The organism is Bradyrhizobium sp. SZCCHNS1022 (assembly GCF_032484835.1).
Lineage (GTDB): Bacteria > Pseudomonadota > Alphaproteobacteria > Rhizobiales > Xanthobacteraceae > Bradyrhizobium.
On sequence record NZ_JAUETT010000005.1, the window covers coordinates 109,236 to 126,558 of the forward strand.

The following is a 17,323-nucleotide window of genomic DNA, read 5'->3' on the forward strand; positions in this document are numbered from 1 at the left end:
AGGGCACCGATAGCGAGACCGGCGATTTTCTTTCGTCTTGATTCCACAGGAATATTTTGCGCGCTCATGCCGAGCTTCCGTTCGGCAACTATCGGCTGCTATTGCCTGCACAGCAACGAGTCATTTCTGAGTATCATTAAAATCGTGCCTCGGCTTTGGCACGTTTGCACCAACGCCTCGCGCGACTCATGCCTTCCTGTCACGGCTCGCGAGCGAGAAACTCGGCGACATAGAAGCGTTTCCCCAACGCAAGCAGCACGGCCGCGACAGGCGTGGCCAACGCAAGACCCAAAGTGCCGAACAGGACCACGAACAGCAGTTGCATCGATATGGTGAATGCCGGTGGAAGAGAGACCGTTCTCTCCTGAACTCGCGGTGTAATCACGTAGCTCTCGATGAGCTGGATCGCGATATAGAGGGCTGCGATCCACAGCGCCCTCACTGGTCCACCCGACGGCGCAAGAGATGATTTCGCGACAAACTGGCACGACGGGCAGTTGCCGCATGCCAGGCATACAAGGGATTGCCTGTCGGGTAGATCCCCCCTTATCAAATTCGGCAGCGAGGAGTTTCGACAACGGGCGAGGTGCAGGAGTTTTATGCACTGGACCGCACCCCTTAAGTGAGACACGATAATTTCTGTGACAGTGGGGTTGCCACGACGACTATCGTGCCTTGTTTTGCGCGAACGCGGCTTCGAACTCAATAGGCGATCGATAGCCGAGCGCCGAGTGCAGGCGCTCCTTGTTGTAGACATCCGCAATGAAGCTATCGATCCGGCGGCGAGCGTCTCTTATGTCGGAGAACGCCTTGCCGTTGACCTCCTCGGCCTTGAGCGTCTTCATGAAGCTCTCAGCCTTGGCGTTGTCGAAGGGGTTGCCCGGCCTGCTCATGCTGATCGTGATGTCGCGATCCGCTAATATTTGGCGATAGGCGATTGACGCGTATTGCACGCCGCGGTCGGAATGGTGGATCAGGCTGCTGCGTTGCGGCTTGCGGACCTCGATGGCCTTGTTCAATGCTGCAATCGCGAGCGAGGCATTGAGCGTGTTCTCGAAGGCCCAGCCAACCGCCTTGCGCGAGAAGGCATCGAGGATGACCGCGAGGTAGGCGAAGGTCGTGGCGAGATGGACTTAGGTGATGTCTGCGACCCAGATCTGATCGGGAGCGGACGGCACCAGGCCGCGCACCAGATTGGGCACCACGACAATGTCCCTTGGTCGCTCTGCAGGCGGCTTCAGGAATGGCGCCTTGCGCTGTGCGAGAAGATTGTCCTCGCGCATGAGCCTGAGCACCTTCTTAGCATTAACGACCATGCCTTTACGTCGGATGGTGGCCGTCACGCGCCGGTAGCCGTAGAACGGATGCTTCAGGCAAATGCGTTGGATCTGGTCGCGCAGCTCGCAGTCGGCAGTCTCACGACTGCGTTTGTTGAGATGCCGGTAATAGGTCGCGCGTGGCAGGCCGGCCAGACCGCAGAGCCGTTGCACGTCGGCGTGGGACTCCGTTGCCTCCGATGTCATGGCTTGGATGACTTCGATGATGCGGGTGCGGGTCCGCCTTGCGCTGCCGGCCGCTCCAATGCGCGCAAGGCTTGCCGAAAAAAATCGAGATCCATCTGCTGACGGCCGACAAGCCGTTCGAGTTCGGCGATGCGAGCATTTGCGCGCGTCAGCGCAGACCGCTTGTCGTCATAGGTTGCCGTAGCTTTGAGCTTCCGGGGGCCGGGCTTCGGCCCTCGCTTGCGGTTCAATCCCTCGGGTCCTTGCGCCTTCCAGGCCTTGATCCAGTCATGCAGGATCTTGCGAGATATCCCAAGCTCGCGAGCCACAGGCAGAACGCCTTCGCCTCGCTCGACGCGCTTGATCGCCTTCAGTTTGTAAGCCGTCGGAAACTGACGGTTCTTCCCTCTTGCTGCCACAGGTCATCCTCGAAATGCCTGTCACAGAAATTATCGTGTCTCACTTAAGGGGTGCAGTCCAGCACTGTCACCGTAATGCCCCTTCCCTGAAGCTAGCCGCCCAGGCGCTTTCGCGGACGCGTCCACATGTCCCCGCGCCAGATGACGACCATGTAGACCTGGTGGTGCATTCCGCCTGGGCACCGTGCCACCCGACCTGCCACGAACGCTAGCATCAGATGTGAGCTCATTTTTGCCGCGCCCCGCCGATGCAGGACCTTAACTCCATCATAGTGACAGCTTACCGATCGACGCGCCGCCATCGACGTGCAGTGTCTGACCGGTCATGAATGCTGCGTCATCGGATAAAAGGAAGGCGACTGCCGCAGCGACTTCCTCCCGCTTGCCGAAACGGCGCATCGGAATTCCGGCGAGATAACGCGCCTCCCCCTCGCTCCCAGGGGCGTTGTTTGCCCTGAACAGCTCGGTCTCGGTCGGTCCCGGCGAAACGGCGTTGATCGTGATACCTGTCGCGGCCAGCTCCAGCGCCCAGCTCCGTGTAAAGCTCACGAGGGCAGCCTTGGCCGCTGCATAGCTCGTGCGCTCGACGCTGCCGAGCACAGTAAGGCTGGAGATATTGACGATCCTTCCCCATCCGCGTGAGCGCATGCCCGGAAGGGCTGCCTGCGTCGCGACCAGCGCCGGATGCAGATTGACACGCATGACTTCCTCGAGCGTCGAGACAGCGATGTCACCAAGGGGGGCCGCACGCACGAGGCCGACATTGTTGACGACGCCGTCGACTTCGGCCTCCCGGATGATCGCCGCGAGCCCGTCGCCAGCGGCCGGATCGGCGAGGTCGAGGAGATGTAGCTCACCGGGAAACCGTTCCGACGCGTTGCGCGCAATGCCGACGATGGTGTGTCCCTGTTTTGCGAGGCGGTGTGACAGTGCGAGGCCGATGCCCTTGCTGGCGCCGGTGATCAGGAAGGTTCTCTTCATGGGATATCCTTCGGCTCCGCTGCTTGTGGGCGGGGCCTGTTGAACGGGTTCGATCAGGCGGCGAGGCTGGCGGCGCGGCGCAGCGCCGGCAGCATGTCTTCCGGTTCGGGACGGCGGGTGTAGTCCGGATTGACCTCGGCATAGAGGACGACGCCGTCCTGGCCGACGACGAAGCGGGCCGGCATCGGCAAGGTCCAGCTGGGATCACCGTTGAAGGCCGGCAGGTCGTTCTTCAGCGACTTGTAGAGATCGATCAGATAGTCCGGCATTTCGAAGCGCAGGCCGAAAGCAGCGGCGACGTCGTTGTGCGGGTCCGACAGGATCGGAAAGGACAGGTTATTCTGCCGGACGGACTTGCGGCTGTTCACCGGATTCTGGGGCGAGATCGCGACCAGGCTCGCGCCGAGTTCCTTGAACTGCGGGAGCGCTTCCTGCAGTGCCTGAAGCTCCATATTGCAATAGGGGCACCAGACGCCACGGTAGAAGCTGATGACCAGCGGTCCCTTGGACAGAAGATCGTCGGACGAGACCTTGTTGCCCTCCGGGTCGGACAGCATGAAGGCCGGCAGCTCGTCGCCCGCCTTCAGAGCGCGCTGGGCAGCACCGGAGGCGATCAGTTCGGCCGTGGCACGGTGCATCGTCTCGATGACTGCGTAGGGAACCTTATACGGTGGTTTGCCGGCTTCGAAATCGGCTTTGAAAGCGTCGAGCTTGGATTGCAGGGGCATGGCTATTCTCCTGAGGGTTTGAATTTCTCGGTGAGGATGCGGTGGTGATCAGCCATTGGCCGCCATCGAGCGGGCAACTTCGGCGGCGCTGATACCTTCCAGCGCGAGCCCGTAGCCGGCGCCTTCATCGACGATGCGGCGCAACTTCTGGGTCAGCGCGATGCGGGTGTACCGGCTCGTCAGTGGCGGCAGAGCGGCAAGGCTCTCAGCGATCTCGTGTGCGCGGGCAAGCAGCCTGTCGGCCGGCACCACTTCGTTCACCGCACCCCATTCCTTGGCGGTCTGGGCGTCGAGGATCTGCCGGGTGAGAATGAAATAGCGGCCGCGAACGCTGCCGATGACTTCCGGCCACAGCAGGTTGACGCCGTCGCCGGGCACGATGCCGAAGTCGAAATGTGGCTTGTCCTGAAAGACGGTCTCAGGCGTCGCCAGCACGATATCGGCGAGCAGCGCATATTCCGAATGCAGGAGAACGGGGCCGTTCAAGGCGGCAATCAGTGGCACCTCGATGTCGAGAATGTTCATGAGGACTTTCTTGCCCTCGCGATAGATCTTGTCGTAGCCGCGCGGCGAGAAGAAATCGAAACCCTCGGGGCTGATCGCATCCATGAAGGCATCGCCGGAGCCGGTCAGGATGACGACGCGGTTGTCCGGATCTGAGCCGATCTGGTGGAAGAGCTCGACGAACTGCTCATGGGTGTGGCCATTGAAGATCAGCTTGCCACCGTCGGTGTGCAGCGCGACCTCCAGGACACCGCTTTCCGAGCGGGTCAGGCGGGCGTTGGCGAAGGAATCCTTGTAGGTGTTGAAATTGGACATGATGATTCTCCTGCTGTCTGGAATTGGATGGATGTTCGGGAAGGATCAGGCGGCGGGCACGAGGGCTTCGACGCGGGCGATGGCTCGCTGGACGGCCGCGCGTGCCGCGACGTCGTCGTACCAGCGGGAAAGGTTCGGCCTTTCGGCCAGCGTCAGGCCGGCAAACTGGCGACGCCACAGCCAGCCGAAGTGGGCGATGTCGGCGATCGAAAAATCGTCACCGGCGGCGAAGGCCTGATCGGCCAGCTTCGCCTCGAGAAGACCGAGAATGCGTTCCGCCTCGCTGGTGAAGCGGGCCTCGGCGATCGGCTGCGGCTCCGGTGAAGAGCGCTTGAAGAAGCCGGCATTGCCGAAGGCGGGGCTCAAAGCCGACGCATGAAAGAAGAGCTGCTCGAAGACCCGAGCACGGGCGGTGGCGCTCTCCGGCAAGAATTTGCCGGTCCTCTCTGCCAGATAAACGAGGATGGCGGCGCTTTCCGTCAGGACGAACCGCTCGCCGTCCACGTCATCGACGAGCACCGGCACCTTGCCGTTGGGGTTCAGAGCAATGAAGGCCGATTCCTTCTGCTCGCCCTTGCGGAGGTTGACCGGTTTCAGCGCGTAGGCCAGCCCCATCTCTTCCAGCGCAATCGGGACCTTGACGCTGTTGGGCGTGGCGAAGGCGTGAACTTCGATCATCTCTGTCTCCATCGGACTGTCGTTGGAGAGAGTTGTGACCATTCCTCTTATATTGCGGCAGAAGCCTTGAAGCGATATTGCTTATTCCTATGGAGAATGAGCGATATGGACAGACTGCAGGCGATGGCCGCCTTCGTGCGCGTCGTGGAGACCGGCTCCTTCTCTGGAGCGGCCCGGCAGATCGGGGTCGGGCAACCGGCGATTTCGAAAACAATCGCGCAGCTTGAGGACCGGCTTCAGGTGCGGTTGCTGGTGCGTTCGACCCATGGCCTGACGCCGACGGATGCAGGGCTCCGCTTCTACGAGCGCGCCAAGACGGCGATCCGCGAAGCCGACGAGGCGGAGTTGGAGGCGCGGGGCGCGGGAGCTGGCCTGACCGGTCAGCTTCGCGTCTCGGCCGCGACGACCTTCGCCAGGCTTCTGGTCGTGCCGCGGCTGCCAGAATTCCTCGCCCGGCATCCCGATCTGGAGATCGACATCGTTCTCGACGACCGCGTCATCGACCTCGTTTCCGAAGGAGTCGATGTGTCATTGCGGATGGGCCAACTGTCGGATTCCTCGGCGGTGGCAAGGCGGCTTGCGCGTGGGCGCCGATCCGTCATCGCAACGCCCGCCTATCTCGAGCAGGCCGGGATTCCGGCTGTGCCAGCCGAGCTCGCGACGCATGAGGCGATCGTCTACAGCCAGCTCGAAAACAACTGGATGTTCCGAAAGGATGGCACCGAAGCATCGGTCGCAATCCGTGGCCGCGTCCGGGTCAGTGCCGCCGAAGGGATCCGCGCCGCGGTGCTCGCCGACATGGGGCTGACGGTCAACTCCGACTGGATGTTTGCACCCGAGCTGGAAAGCGGCGCCGTCGTTCGCGTGCTGAAGGACTGGGAGCTTCCGCCCGTCGATCTGTGGGCGGTCTTCCCGACTGGACGGCTGGCAAGTGCCAAGGCACGGGCCTTCGCCGATTTCGTAGAAGCCGCAATAGGCGACCAGATCCCCAACGCAGCGTCTGAAAGAACGCCAGTGCCACCATCGACTAGAACCAGATAGCGAAAGCCATCGCCGAAACTGCGATATCGCCGCCGGTATCCGTCACCCCCATTCGATGATCTTGCGCGCAATTAAGACATCGATCCTGAAGGCTTTTGCCGAGATACCGCCTCGGGACGCGGATTTCGAGCCCGACGGTTTTCTTTCGTCCTGATTCCACAGAGATACTTTGCGCGCTCGACGTCGCGACGATTCTGGAACGCGCCGCAAGGAGAGCCGATCAAGGCAGCTCGGCGACACGATGACAGGCGACGTAGTGGTGCGGTCCGATCGTATCCAACACCGGAAGACGCTGCGTGCATGTATCGATCACGGCCGGACAGCGCTGCGCGAAACGGCAGCCGGGCGGCGGGTCGACCGGACTCGGCGGATCGCCCTTGACGAGATGGCGGCGCTTCAGCTCGTCGCGCATGGGTCCGGGCGGCGCGGCGGCCGCAATCAGCGACCAGGTATAAGGATGGCGCGGCGCGGCGAAGATCTCGGCGGCCGGCGCCTGCTCGACGATCTTGCCGAGATACATCACCGCGACCTCGTCGCAGAATTTCTGGATCACGCCAAGATCGTGCGAGATGAAGATGTAGGTGAGATCACGCTCGCGCTGCAGCCGCTTCAACAGGTTCAGGATTTGCGCCTGGATCGCCACGTCGAGCGCGGACACCGCCTCGTCGCAGACGATCAGATCCGGCTCGGGCGCCATCGCCCGCGCGATGCACAGCCGCTGCCGCTGGCCGCCCGAGAACTGATGCGGAAACAGATCGGCGGCCTGCGGCGGCAGACCGACCTCCGAGAGCAGCCTGCGCACCCGCTCGTCCCGCTCGCTACGCGTTCCAATTCCGAGCAGATCGAGCGGCTCGCGGATCTGGTCGCCGGCGCGGCGGCGCGGGTTGAGCGCCGAGAACGGGTCCTGGAATACGATCTGCAGATGCCGCCGGACCTCGCGCAACGGCCGCCCGGTGAGGCCCGCGATGTCGCGGTTGCCGAACACGATCTGGCCGGACGTCGCCGGCACCAGCCGCATCACCGCCTGCGCCGTGGTCGACTTGCCGGAGCCGCTCTCGCCGACGATGCCGAAGGTGGTGCCGCGGCGAACGCGGAAGCTGACGCCGTCGACCGCATGCACGAAAGACGGCTTGCCATCGCGGCGGCCGGCCGGAAAATGCACGACGAGATCGTTGACGTCGAGCAGCACCTCGCGCGCCGCCATCGCGTCGATTGCCTCCGCCACGCTCATGCGGCGATCTCCGTCTTGCGCCAGCAGGACACGGCGTGGCCCGTTGCAATCGGCTCCAGCGCAGGCTGCGGCTTCGTACGGCAGACGTCGCGGGCCTGCGCACATCTTGCCAGAAAGGCGCAATCGGTGCCGCGCGCACCGAGCGGCGGCACCATGCCGGGAATCTCGCCGAGATCGACCCAGGGCTGCGGCGCCTGCCCGAGTTCCAGATGCGGCACGCAGCCGAGCAGACCGCGCGTATAGGGATGTCGTGGCGCCTTCACGATCTCACCGGATGCGCCGGCCTCGATGCAGCGTCCGGCGTAGAGCACGAGAATCTGGTGGGCGAGTTCGGCGACCGCGCCGAGATCATGGGTGATCAGCAGGATCGCCGTCCCGGTGCTGCGCTGCAGTTCGGCCAGCAGGTCGAAGATCTGTGCCTGCACCGTCACATCGAGCGCGGTGGTCGGCTCGTCGGCGATCAGCAGCTTGGGCCGTCCGGCCAGCGCCATCGCGATCATCACGCGCTGGCGCATGCCGCCCGAGAGCTGATGCGGATAGGCGTCGATCCTCTGCTCGGCGGCCGGGATCTGCACCGCACGGAGCAGTTCGACGGCATGCGACCGCGCGGCGGCCCGATCGAGCCCGCGGTGCCAGCGCAGCACCTCGCCGATCTGGTCGCCCACCGTGAACAGCGGATTGAGCGCGGTCATCGGCTCCTGGAAGATCATCGACATGGCGCTGCCACGCAACGACCGCATCTCCTGCGGCGGCAAGGTCAGCACGTCCCTGCCCTCCAGCACGATACGGCCCGATGTGATGACGAAATCCTCCGGCAGCAGTCGCATCAGGGCCAGCGCCGTCATGCTCTTGCCGCAGCCGGACTCGCCGACCAGCGCCAGGGTCTGCGCCGGCGCAACCGTGAACGACAGGTTCTCGATGACGGGCACGAGGCGGCCGGAGCCGTTGCGCATGCTCACATTGAGCTTGTCGACTTCGAGTAGCGCACCCATCACGACCTCCGTCGCAGACGCGGGTTGATCGCATCGTTGAGACCGTCGCCGACCAGGCTGGTAGCGAGCACCGCGAGGAAGATCGCAGCACCCGGAAACATCACCGCCCACCATGCATCGAGAATGTAGTTGCGATTCTGGCCCAGCATCAGCCCCCAGCTCATGACGTTGGGATCGCCGAGCCCGAGGAAGCTCAGTCCGCCCTCGAACAGGATGGCGACACCGATCGCCAGCGTCGCCGACACGATCACGGCGGGCAGCGCATTCGGCAGCAGCACCCACAGGATCAAGTTGGCGCTGGACGCGCCCGCCGCACGCGATGCCTTGACGAAATCGAGATCGCGCAGCCGCATGAACTCCGCCCGCGTCAGCCGCGCCACCGAGGTCCAGCTCACCCCGCCGATCGCGAGCGTGATGGTGGTCAGCTTCGGCCCGAACAGCGTGACCAGCACCATCGCGAACAGCAGCGGCGGCAGGACCTGGAAGAACTCGGTGATCTTGACCAGCCCCGCATCGATCGCCCCGCCGAAGAAGCCGCCGATGGCGCCGACGACGAGCCCGATCGCGATCGTGATCAGTGCCGCCACGGCGCCGACCGCGAGCGTCGCGCGCCCGCCATGGATCAATCCAGCCAGCACGTCGCGGCCGAGATAGTCGGTGCCGAACCAGGCGTCGGCATCGGGCGGCATGAGCGGTGCGCCGACGAGATCCAGCGGGTCGACCGGATAGAGCAACGGTCCGATCGCGGCGACCAGGATGATCAGGACCAGCATGCAGGCCCCGGCAACACCGGACGGGCTCTTCATGAATTGCCGCAATGCCACGCGCGCGGGCGACACGGCGGCCCGCGCGGGAAGGTCGATCTGCGGCGCAGGAATCGGCGAGGAAGCCTCCATCGTCGTCATCGCCGCCCCGTCCGGATGCGCGGGTCGACGAGGCGGTAGATCACATCGGTCAGGATGTTTGCAGTCATCACGATCAAGGCTGAGAAAAACAGGACGGCCATCAGGGTCGGATAGTCGCGGCGCAGGATGGAATCGAACACGAGCCGGCCCATGCCGGGCCAACTGAATACGGTCTCGACCAGCACGGCTCCGGCGAGCAAATTGCCGAACTGATGACCGGCGACGGTCACGATCGGGATCAGCGTGTTGCGCAGCGCGTGCTTGCCGACCACGAGCCATTCCGGCAGGCCCTTGGCGCGAGCGGTGCGGACGTAGTCCGCCGAGAGCGCGTCGATCATGTTGACGCGCGCCAGACGACTGTATTGCGCGATGAACACCAGTGCCAGCGTCAGCGACGGCAACACCAGATGGCGGGCGACGTCGAGCGCATAGGCAAGGCCATGCCTGGGATTCACCACGTCGGCCATGCCGACCACGGGAAGGATCGGCCAGACCGAGCCGAACAACAGCAGCAGCAGCAGGCCGGTCCAGAACACCGGCGCCGCATAGCCCGCCAGCGAAACCACCGTGACCGCATGGCTGAACAGGCCATTCGGCTTGCGCGCGCTGACGACCCCGAGCAAGGTGCCGATGGCGAGCGCGCCGACCAGCGCGCACAGCGCCAGATAGAGCGTCGCCGGCAGCCGCTGCAGGATCAGTCCAAGCACCGGCTGGTTGAAATAGTACGAATAGCCAAAATCGCCGACGGCGACGTTGCCGAGATAGATCGAGAGCTGCTGCATCAGGCTCTGGTCGAGGCCATATTTGGCGCGCAGCTCCGCAACGACGTCAGCGGATGCGCCGCCCATCTCGCCGGCGATCACCTGGACGGGATCGCCGGGAGCAAGGTGGATCAGGCAGAAGTTCAGCACCAGCACGGCGATCAGCAGGGCTGCCGCGTTGATGACCTGCCTGGCCAGATGGGTGGCGAATGCCATGGTGCAGCGGCTCTCCTTGCAGCTCTCGTGAGGCGAATGTCCGGTCGGGCCAGCGTCAGGTCTTCGGCGGCGTTTCCCAGTACAGCTCGTCGAGCGGCGACATCATGCCCCAGATCGAGGTCGGAAGGTTGCCGAGCCCCTTGGCGAAGGCATTGTAGTACGGGGTGACGTTGATGAAATAGATCGGAACGTCGGAGACGACGATCTTCTGGAACTCCGAGTACAGGGCCTTGCGCTTCTCGGGCGAGGTCTCGACCGCCGCCGCCTGCAGCAGCTCGTCGACCTTGAGGTTGGAGTATTGCTGCGTGTTCGACCAGATGATGCCCTTGCGGATGTTCGACGTCAGGTAGGTCCGGTTGACGCCGATCACCGGGTCGCCCCAGTTGTAGACGGTATCCATGGTCAGGTCGAAATCGAAATTGGAGACGCGCTGCGCCCAGGTCGGGAAATCCGGCGCGGCGCGTACCTCGAGATTGATGCCGACGCGCTTGAGCTGCGAGCGCATGTACTCCGCGACGTTGCGCTGCTGCTCATCCCCGCCCGGGATGTAGTCGATGGTCAGCGAGAAGCGCGAGCCGTCGGCGCCCTTGGCGTAGCCCGCCGCATCCAGCAGCGCCGCCGACTTCGCATAGTCGACCTTGTAGGGTTCGACGCCGGCCTCGGCGAGCGGCGAATCCGGTGCGATCGGACCGAGCGCGGGCGTCGCCTTGCCGCCCATCAGCTTGGAGACGATGAAATCGCGGTTCGCGGCGTAGGCGATCGCCTGGCGCACACGGACGTCGTCGAGCGGCTTCTTCTTGGTGTTGAAAGCGAGCCAGTTGATCGGGCCGACGCCGGCCATGCCCTTGTCGGTCACGACCAGGTTGGACGCCTTCTGCAGACGGTCGATGTCACGCGCTCCGGCGATGAAGGGAAGCGCGTTGAAATCACCGCGCTCCATCGAGACCACGGCCGCATTCTGGTCCGACACCAGCCGCACCACGATCTTGTCGAGCTTGGGCCGGCCGGGGATGAAGAACTTGTCGAACTTCTCCAGCGTATAATATTCGCCCTGCTTGTACTCGGTCAGCTTGAACGGGCCGGACCCGATCGGCTTCAGGTTTGCAGGGTGCGTCTTCAGGTCCTGGCCGTCGCCATAGATGTGCTTGGGCAGGATCGGCATCAGCGCCGGCGACATTGCCAGCAGCAAAGACGGGCTCGGATTCTTCAGTCGGATGATCGCGGTCGATGGATCCGGCGTCTCGACCTTGTCGACCGCCGCCAGCATCGTCTGGAATGGGTGATTGGCCTTGATCGCCATGATCGAGAAGGCGACGTCCTCCGATGTCACGGGGTGGCCGTCGTGAAACACCGCGTCCTTGACGAGGTGCAGCGTGACGGAAAGACCGTCAGCCGCGACCTCCCACGACTGAGCCAAATAGGGCTGCGGATTCCACTTGTCGTCATAGCGCAGCGGGCTCGCGAAGATCTGGGCCGTCGGCATCGCCGTGGCCATGCCCGATTGAACGGCGCCGTTGAAATGGCGCGGCACCTGCGTGGTGGCGACCACAAGCGTATTGCCGCCGGGCGATTCCGCCTGGGCGGACGGCGACGCGGCCGCGGCCGCAACGAGACCGAGAGCTCCCAGCACAAAATGTCGTCTGATCAACATGACTATCCCGCTTTCCTGGTTCACGACCGGGTGGATGATGAGAAAGTGGCTTGGTGGTCGAATGTCATCGATGTCGTCACGCGGCGGTCAATGCGCGGTCGAGGATCGCGTCGAGCTCGTGATCCGATATAAGATCGACGGTGCCGACCCCCGCAAGCGCGATTCTCTCCGCGGCCGCCGTCGTGTCCTGTTCCGCGGGCGTCAGCGACCAGTCGCGCGACACCAGCTGGAACACTTGCGCCCGCGCGTCCCCGTCGATCATGCAGGTGCCCTTCAGGCGCAGCAATTGTTGCGGCAAGGCGCGTACCGCGATGGCCAGCCTGTCACGATCGAAACGGCCGTCGCGCCGATAGGTCCAGCGGCGGAAGTCGCTCTCGTGATCTATCGTCTCCGCGACTGGCTCGGCGCGGAAGCGTGCGGTCCGCCCACGGCCGAACACGACCGTCTCCGCCGGGGTGGCGGCCGACAGCGGCTCGATCGACACGTCAGGCCGGATGGCACGGATCACCGCGCACGCCGCCTCGCGCTGGATCTCGGTCACCAGATCGCACTTGCTGAGCAATACGACGTCGCATTTGGCGAACTGATTGCGGATGGTGTCGCCGATATGCCGATCTTCGCTCTGCGCCGCGATGCGGGCCGCATCGGCCAGCACGACGACGCCGTCGAGCCGCAGCGACGGTTCGACCAGCGCGATCTCCGCGATGCGCCAGGGATCACCGACACCGCTGGCTTCGATCACGACGCGGTCGAAGCGACCGACATCGTCGAGCAGCCGCGCCAGCGTGTCGAGGAATCCCGCCCCGATGCTGCAGCAGACGCAGCCATTGGTCAGCGACATCGTCGTGCCGTCATGGCTCCGGATCAGAGCGGCGTCGACATTGATCTCGCCGAAATCGTTCACCAGCACCGCACAGCGCTCGGTGCTGCCGGACAACAGTCGATTGAGCAGCGTCGTCTTGCCGGCGCCGAGGAAGCCGCCGATCACGGTGAACGGAATGGGCGCGGACGCCGTCATGCGCGCGGCGCCTCCTTGACGACGCCGCCGACGACCGTTCCCCAGACCGGAACGTCCTTCAGCGCCTCGGGCGCCACTGAGAGCGGATCCTGCTCGAGCACCGCGAAGTCGGCATATTTGCCGGTCTGGATGCTGCCGACGAGATGATCGAGCTTGAGCGTATAGGCCGCACCGATCGTGATGGCGCCCAGCGCCTGCTCCACGCTCAGCGCCTCGGTCTCGGCGCCGAGCTTGCGCCCCGACGACGATACGCGGTTGACCGCGCACCAGGCGGTGAACAGCGGCGACAACGGGGTCACCGGCGCATCGGAGTGAATCGAGAATGGAACGCCGATCCGCTGCGCGGTGCCCGTGGCGTCGAGACGCCCGGCGCGCTCCGGCCCCATCGTCAGCTCGTAGTGGGAATCGCCCCAGTAGAAGACGTGATTGGCAAACAGGTTGACGCACATGCCGAGCGCCTTCATGCGGCGGAATTGCGTCGCATCGGCCATCTGGCAATGCTGCAGCGTATGGCGATGATCGGGGCGCGGATGCGCGGTCTGCGCCTTCTCCACCGCGTCGAGCGCAAGCTCGGTGGCCTCGTCGCCATTGGTGTGAATGTGAAGCTGGATGCCGGCCTTGTGGTAGAGATCGACCAGGCGCGGCAGCTCCTCCGGTGCGATGTACCAGAGACCGTTCGGCGCGCCATTGTGATAGCCGGGCCAGCGCAGTCGCGCGGTGAAGCCCTGGATCGAGCCGTCGACGACCAGCTTGACGATGCCGTAATGCAGCTTGTCGTTGCCGGCCTGGCGCAGCGCCGCGATCTTTTCGATCGCCTGCTCCGGTCCGTGCGTGGCCGAGGCCAGCGCGGGCACGAGGCGTACGCCGAAATCCGCGCTCTGCGTCGCCGAGCGGTAGAGGTCCAGCGTATTTTCGGTGAGATCATTGTGCAGGTCGGTGATCGTGGTCACGCCCTGCACGCAGGCCGACGACGCATAGCGCTGCACGTCGGCCAACGTCAGCAGCTCGGACAACGGATTGCCCACCAGGCGGAACGCCCGCAGCCGTGCCGCGATGCCTTGCAGTTCGCCGGAGGCCAGTCCGTCGGCTCCGGCGACGACGCCGGAGATGTCGGTGGCGCGCAGGAGCTGGGTGCGCTCCAGCACTAGGGTGTTGACCACGCTGATGTGGAAGCTGGCGTGGATCACCATGATCGGCCGCGTGGTCGACACCCGGTCCAGTGCTTCGCGCGTCAGCTTTTGGCCGCCGATGTGCAGCGGATCGAAGCCCCAGGCGAACAGCGTCGCGTTCGGATCGGCCATCCCGGCTTCGGCCTCGCGGAGCCGCGCGACGATGCCGTCGATGTCGGGAACGCCGGCGACGGCCCTGCCCTCCGGCGAGCGCCGTTCGAAGGCTCCGACATAGGGCAGCGACCACATGATGCCTTCCATGATGTGGCTATGGCCTTCGACGAAGCCGGGCAGCAGCACCTTGTCGCTAAAGCGCGCGTCGATCCGGCCGTCCGGCGCGAATTGCGCGATCTCCGCTTCGCTGCCGACCGCAACGATCCGCCCCTCCCGCACGGCAACATGCGTCGCGAAGGGCCGCGACGGATTCATCGTCACGATTCTGCGGGCCGAGTAGACGACCGTATCTGAGCTCACCGTGAACTCCCACAACTTCCCAAGAGCCGTTTTGGGAAGCCTGCGGTCTCGAATGGGTCCAGGCCAGCGCCAGATGCCATGCACAAATGGAGCCAGCCCATGCGAAACACGGCCGTAAGCATTCCGCTATGGCGCAGTTTTTGCTTTAGTTTCGTGCATCTACCAGCTCTCAGGACCAAGTATCTCGATGGCAAAATTCGCTCCCCTGCGGCGATCCGAAGCTGCTGGACCGACGGTTCCGCTCCACGACGTTCTGTTCTGGGGCTCGCTGTTCGACGGGCTGGATCGCGGCGGCACCTTCCTCCAGCTTCAGATTCGGCAGATGATCGTGACCGCGATCGAGGACGGTCGTCTGCCGCTCGGCGTCCGCATGCCATCCAGCCGCGACCTCGCCGCGCTGCTCAAGGTCTCGCGCAACACCATCGTCATTGCCTACGAGCAGCTCGTCGATCAGAACTTCCTGGTGTCGCGCGAACGCAGCGGCTACTTCGTGGCCGGCTTGCCCAAGCAGATCGGCGAAGCGAAGCAGCCGGCGACGGAAGTCTACAGCCGGCGCTGGACCGAGCGGTTCGCGCTGCAGCCGTCGGCGCTTCGCAACATCGTCAAGCCGCTCGATTGGCAGACCTATCCCTACCCCTTCATCTTCGGTCAGTTCGATCCGAGCCTGTTTCCCACCAATGACTGGCGTGAAAGCGCGCGCGCGGCGCTCAGCGTCCCCGAGATCAACAATTGGGCGCGCGACATGATCGACGGCGACGATCCGGCGCTGATCGAACAATTGCAGCGGCAGGTGCTGCCGCGCCGCGGCATCCGCGCCCGCGCCGACGAGATCATGCTCACGATCGGGGCGCAGCATGCCCTCTATCTGATTGCGAAGCTTTTCCTGCAGCCCGATACGCCGATCGGCATGGAGGATCCCGGCTATCCGGATGCACGAAACATCTTTGGCATGATGACGTCGCAGGTCGTGCCGCTGCGGCTCGACGGTCAGGGTCTTGTGCCAGACGAAGCTTTCGCGCGCTGCGCGCTGGCTTATGTGACCGCGAGCCACCAATGCCCGACGACGGCCGCGATGTCGCGGGCGCGCCGCGAGGAGATCCTCAAGGTCGCTCGCGAGCGCGACATCGTCCTGATCGAGGACGACTATGAAAGCGAGCTGATTCCGGAGGGCAGCAGCCTGCCGCCGCTGATGAGCCTGGACCGCGACCAGAGCGTGCTCTATGTCGGCAGCCTGTCGAAGGCCTTGGCGCCCGGCCTGCGGCTCGGCTATGTCGTGGCGCCGGCGCCCGTCATCCGCGAGCTGCGCGCGCTGCGCCGGCTGATGCTGCGCCATCCGCCGCTGAACAACCAGCGCGTCGCGGCATTGTTCATCGGCCTCGGACACTACCGGTCGCATCTGCAGCAGGTCGGCCGCGTGCTGCTCGAACGCGCCGCCCTGCTTGACGAGCTGCTGCCGCAGGCCCTGCCGGACTGCACCTGGTCGCGCGGCCCCGGCAGCACCAGCTACTGGATCGCCTGCCCTGAAGGCGCCGATGCGACGAGACTTTCGCATGCGGCGCGCGCCGAAGGCGTCGTCATCGAACCCGGCGATGTGTTCTCGGTGAACGCGGACGCCACGCGGCATTGCTTCCGTCTCGGCTTCTCGTCGATTCGCACCGATCGCATCGCCGCCGGAATCGCCAAGCTGGGCGACGTTTTCGCGCAGCACATGTCTTCAAGAAGCGCATCGGCGGCTACAGCAGGTCGCTCAGCCCCTTGAGGGCGCTGCCGAGTGCCACCACTGCGAGGCTAGCCATCGACACCCGGCGGTGCAGCGTGTCGCTGCCGCGATGAAAGCCGAGATCGCCGAGCCGGGTGCCGACCAGCATCACGGGAATGCCGAGCGCGGTGAGAACCGCGATATGCAGGTCCAATAGTCCAAACCATGCGAGGCTGGCGGTCGCAACGATCGACGAAACAAGGAAGAACACCATCATCGAGGCGCGCGCGGCAACCCGGCCGAATGCCCCCGCGTTGTAGTAGACGATCACCGGCGGTCCGGGCATGCCCGCAAGGCCGTTGAACAGACCGGCGGCGAGACCGACCAGCGCCGTGATCCAGCCCGCGGGCGCCGCGGCCAGCCGAAATCCCGTATTGAGCAGCACGACAGCGCCGACGGTGATCAGCGCGATGAGAATGCGCGCCGCCGATGCGGATACCAGGCTCAGCACCAGCGCGCCGATCGGCGAGCCGATCAGGCCGCCGAGGATCAGCCAGCGCAAGGAGGGCCAGTCGCAGACACGCGATGCGCGCGGAAAATCGCTGAGCCCGATGAGAAGCTGCAGGCAGACGGCGACCGGCACCGATTGCGTCGGCGGCATGAACAGGCCCAGCAGCGGCACCGCGGTCAGCGCGAAGCCGAAGCCGGTGAAGCCGCGCACCAGCGCCGCGGCAAAGATCGACAGCGCTGCGGCCAGCACCAGGGCCGGGCTCGGCAGCGATGTGGCGGCGATGTCGTGGACGGCAACGGCCAGTTCCTGCAGGGCCATCGTCAGCGTGGGGCGTAAGAACACAAGGGCGGGGTCATCGGGCCAGTCAGCAAGTCCGTGACAGCGACGAAAGGGCCAGCCTGTGCCCGATCACCGGACCAGTTCTGGCCGCAGAGGTCCCCCGCCCTGGTTCTAGGGCCTGCGCCCGATCGCGTGGCACATGCGAAGCCACACCCCGCAGACGTCGCGGCGTGATGCCCGAGGACACGA

The 17,323-nt window shown here is 64.7% G+C and carries 17 protein-coding genes and 1 pseudogene; 2 read left to right on the forward strand and 16 right to left on the reverse strand.

Going from position 1 to position 17,323, the window contains the following annotated elements:
• Positions 1 to 199: 199 nt before the first annotated feature.
• From QX071_RS25910 to QX071_RS25945, 8 genes and pseudogenes are all read right to left on the reverse strand, one after another.
• Positions 200 to 442, reverse strand: coding sequence for an AI-2E family transporter (locus QX071_RS25910; protein WP_315705392.1), 243 nt, complete (start codon positions 440 to 442; stop codon positions 200 to 202).
• A 223-nt stretch (positions 443 to 665) separates the two neighbouring features.
• A pseudogene (locus QX071_RS25915) lies at positions 666 to 1,112 on the reverse strand (IS3 family transposase); the annotation flags it as partial.
• 21 nt (positions 1,113 to 1,133) lie between these two features.
• Positions 1,134 to 1,523 carry an IS3 family transposase gene (locus tag QX071_RS25920; protein WP_315705391.1) on the reverse strand — a complete coding sequence of 130 codons (390 nt, stop codon included), beginning with the start codon at positions 1,521 to 1,523 and terminating at the stop codon, positions 1,134 to 1,136.
• On the reverse strand, positions 1,520 to 1,921 hold the full coding sequence (locus QX071_RS25925; protein WP_315705390.1) for a helix-turn-helix domain-containing protein: 402 nt from the start codon (positions 1,919 to 1,921) through the stop codon (positions 1,520 to 1,522). The genes QX071_RS25920 and QX071_RS25925 overlap by 4 nt, the downstream gene beginning before the upstream one ends.
• A gap of 267 nt (positions 1,922 to 2,188) precedes the next feature.
• A complete protein-coding gene (locus tag QX071_RS25930; RefSeq protein WP_315705389.1) occupies positions 2,189 to 2,902 on the reverse strand; it encodes an SDR family oxidoreductase in 714 nt (237 codons plus the stop codon).
• 53 nt (positions 2,903 to 2,955) lie between these two features.
• Positions 2,956 to 3,630 (reverse strand): peroxiredoxin-like family protein, encoded by a 675-nt coding sequence (locus QX071_RS25935; RefSeq protein ID WP_315705388.1) that lies wholly within the window; start codon positions 3,628 to 3,630, stop codon positions 2,956 to 2,958.
• 48 nt (positions 3,631 to 3,678) lie between these two features.
• On the reverse strand, positions 3,679 to 4,449 hold the full coding sequence (locus tag QX071_RS25940) for an enoyl-CoA hydratase/isomerase family protein (protein ID WP_315705387.1): 771 nt from the start codon (positions 4,447 to 4,449) through the stop codon (positions 3,679 to 3,681).
• A 45-nt stretch (positions 4,450 to 4,494) separates the two neighbouring features.
• The gene (locus tag QX071_RS25945; protein ID WP_315705386.1) at positions 4,495 to 5,127 is read right to left on the reverse strand and encodes a glutathione S-transferase family protein; all 633 of its coding nucleotides are present in this window, start codon (positions 5,125 to 5,127) and stop codon (positions 4,495 to 4,497) included.
• Positions 5,128 to 5,232: 105 nt separating this feature from the next.
• On the opposite strand from QX071_RS25945, the gene QX071_RS25950 reads away from it, so the two are divergent.
• On the forward strand, positions 5,233 to 6,168 hold the full coding sequence (locus tag QX071_RS25950; RefSeq protein WP_315705385.1) for a LysR family transcriptional regulator: 936 nt from the start codon (positions 5,233 to 5,235) through the stop codon (positions 6,166 to 6,168).
• A gap of 220 nt (positions 6,169 to 6,388) precedes the next feature.
• On the opposite strand, the gene QX071_RS25955 is transcribed toward QX071_RS25950, so the two are convergent.
• The 7 genes from QX071_RS25955 to QX071_RS25985 form a co-directional block, all read right to left on the reverse strand.
• A complete protein-coding gene (locus QX071_RS25955; RefSeq protein WP_315705384.1) occupies positions 6,389 to 7,399 on the reverse strand; it encodes an ABC transporter ATP-binding protein in 1,011 nt (336 codons plus the stop codon).
• A complete protein-coding gene (locus tag QX071_RS25960; protein WP_315705383.1) occupies positions 7,396 to 8,391 on the reverse strand; it encodes an ABC transporter ATP-binding protein in 996 nt (331 codons plus the stop codon). Before QX071_RS25960 ends, QX071_RS25955 begins: the two co-directional genes overlap by 4 nt.
• Entirely contained in the window at positions 8,391 to 9,296 is a 906-nt protein-coding gene (locus tag QX071_RS25965; protein ID WP_315705382.1) for an ABC transporter permease, read from the reverse strand. The genes QX071_RS25960 and QX071_RS25965 overlap by 1 nt, the downstream gene beginning before the upstream one ends.
• Positions 9,293 to 10,273, reverse strand: a complete 981-nt coding sequence (locus QX071_RS25970) for an ABC transporter permease (protein WP_315705381.1) — start codon at positions 10,271 to 10,273, stop codon at positions 9,293 to 9,295. The genes QX071_RS25965 and QX071_RS25970 overlap by 4 nt, the downstream gene beginning before the upstream one ends.
• Positions 10,274 to 10,328: 55 nt before the next feature.
• Positions 10,329 to 11,924, reverse strand: a complete 1,596-nt coding sequence (locus QX071_RS25975; RefSeq protein ID WP_315705380.1) for an ABC transporter substrate-binding protein — start codon at positions 11,922 to 11,924, stop codon at positions 10,329 to 10,331.
• Between the two features lie 76 nt (positions 11,925 to 12,000).
• Positions 12,001 to 12,942 (reverse strand): GTP-binding protein, encoded by a 942-nt coding sequence (locus tag QX071_RS25980; RefSeq protein ID WP_315728660.1) that lies wholly within the window; start codon positions 12,940 to 12,942, stop codon positions 12,001 to 12,003.
• Positions 12,939 to 14,585 carry an amidohydrolase gene (locus QX071_RS25985; RefSeq protein ID WP_315705378.1) on the reverse strand — a complete coding sequence of 549 codons (1,647 nt, stop codon included), beginning with the start codon at positions 14,583 to 14,585 and terminating at the stop codon, positions 12,939 to 12,941. The genes QX071_RS25980 and QX071_RS25985 overlap by 4 nt, the downstream gene beginning before the upstream one ends.
• 187 nt (positions 14,586 to 14,772) lie before the next feature.
• Between QX071_RS25985 and QX071_RS25990 the strand changes: the two genes are divergently transcribed.
• Positions 14,773 to 16,344 carry a PLP-dependent aminotransferase family protein gene (locus QX071_RS25990; RefSeq protein ID WP_315705377.1) on the forward strand — a complete coding sequence of 524 codons (1,572 nt, stop codon included), beginning with the start codon at positions 14,773 to 14,775 and terminating at the stop codon, positions 16,342 to 16,344.
• Here QX071_RS25990 and QX071_RS25995 read toward each other — a convergent pair.
• A complete protein-coding gene (locus QX071_RS25995) occupies positions 16,319 to 17,137 on the reverse strand; it encodes a sulfite exporter TauE/SafE family protein (protein WP_315705376.1) in 819 nt (272 codons plus the stop codon). The two genes, QX071_RS25990 and QX071_RS25995, sit on opposite strands and share 26 nt — an antisense overlap.
• Between the last annotated feature and the right edge of the window lie 186 nt (positions 17,138 to 17,323).

Coding starts and splice junctions, on each gene's coding strand:
- QX071_RS25935 (WP_315705388.1), bottom strand. CDS start 3,630: ATGCCCCTGCAATCCAAGCTCGACGCTTTCAAAGCCGATTTCGAAGCC.
- QX071_RS25990 (WP_315705377.1), top strand. CDS start 14,773: ATGGCAAAATTCGCTCCCCTGCGGCGATCCGAAGCTGCTGGACCGACG.
- QX071_RS25975 (WP_315705380.1), bottom strand. CDS start 11,924: ATGTTGATCAGACGACATTTTGTGCTGGGAGCTCTCGGTCTCGTTGCG.
- QX071_RS25940 (WP_315705387.1), bottom strand. CDS start 4,449: ATGTCCAATTTCAACACCTACAAGGATTCCTTCGCCAACGCCCGCCTG.
- QX071_RS25965 (WP_315705382.1), bottom strand. CDS start 9,296: ATGACGACGATGGAGGCTTCCTCGCCGATTCCTGCGCCGCAGATCGAC.
- QX071_RS25950 (WP_315705385.1), top strand. CDS start 5,233: ATGGACAGACTGCAGGCGATGGCCGCCTTCGTGCGCGTCGTGGAGACC.
- QX071_RS25970 (WP_315705381.1), bottom strand. CDS start 10,273: ATGGCATTCGCCACCCATCTGGCCAGGCAGGTCATCAACGCGGCAGCC.
- QX071_RS25930 (WP_315705389.1), bottom strand. CDS start 2,902: ATGAAGAGAACCTTCCTGATCACCGGCGCCAGCAAGGGCATCGGCCTC.
- QX071_RS25945 (WP_315705386.1), bottom strand. CDS start 5,127: ATGATCGAAGTTCACGCCTTCGCCACGCCCAACAGCGTCAAGGTCCCG.
- QX071_RS25920 (WP_315705391.1), bottom strand. CDS start 1,523: ATGACATCGGAGGCAACGGAGTCCCACGCCGACGTGCAACGGCTCTGC.
- QX071_RS25960 (WP_315705383.1), bottom strand. CDS start 8,391: ATGGGTGCGCTACTCGAAGTCGACAAGCTCAATGTGAGCATGCGCAAC.
- QX071_RS25980 (WP_315728660.1), bottom strand. CDS start 12,942: ATGACGGCGTCCGCGCCCATTCCGTTCACCGTGATCGGCGGCTTCCTC.
- QX071_RS25955 (WP_315705384.1), bottom strand. CDS start 7,399: ATGAGCGTGGCGGAGGCAATCGACGCGATGGCGGCGCGCGAGGTGCTG.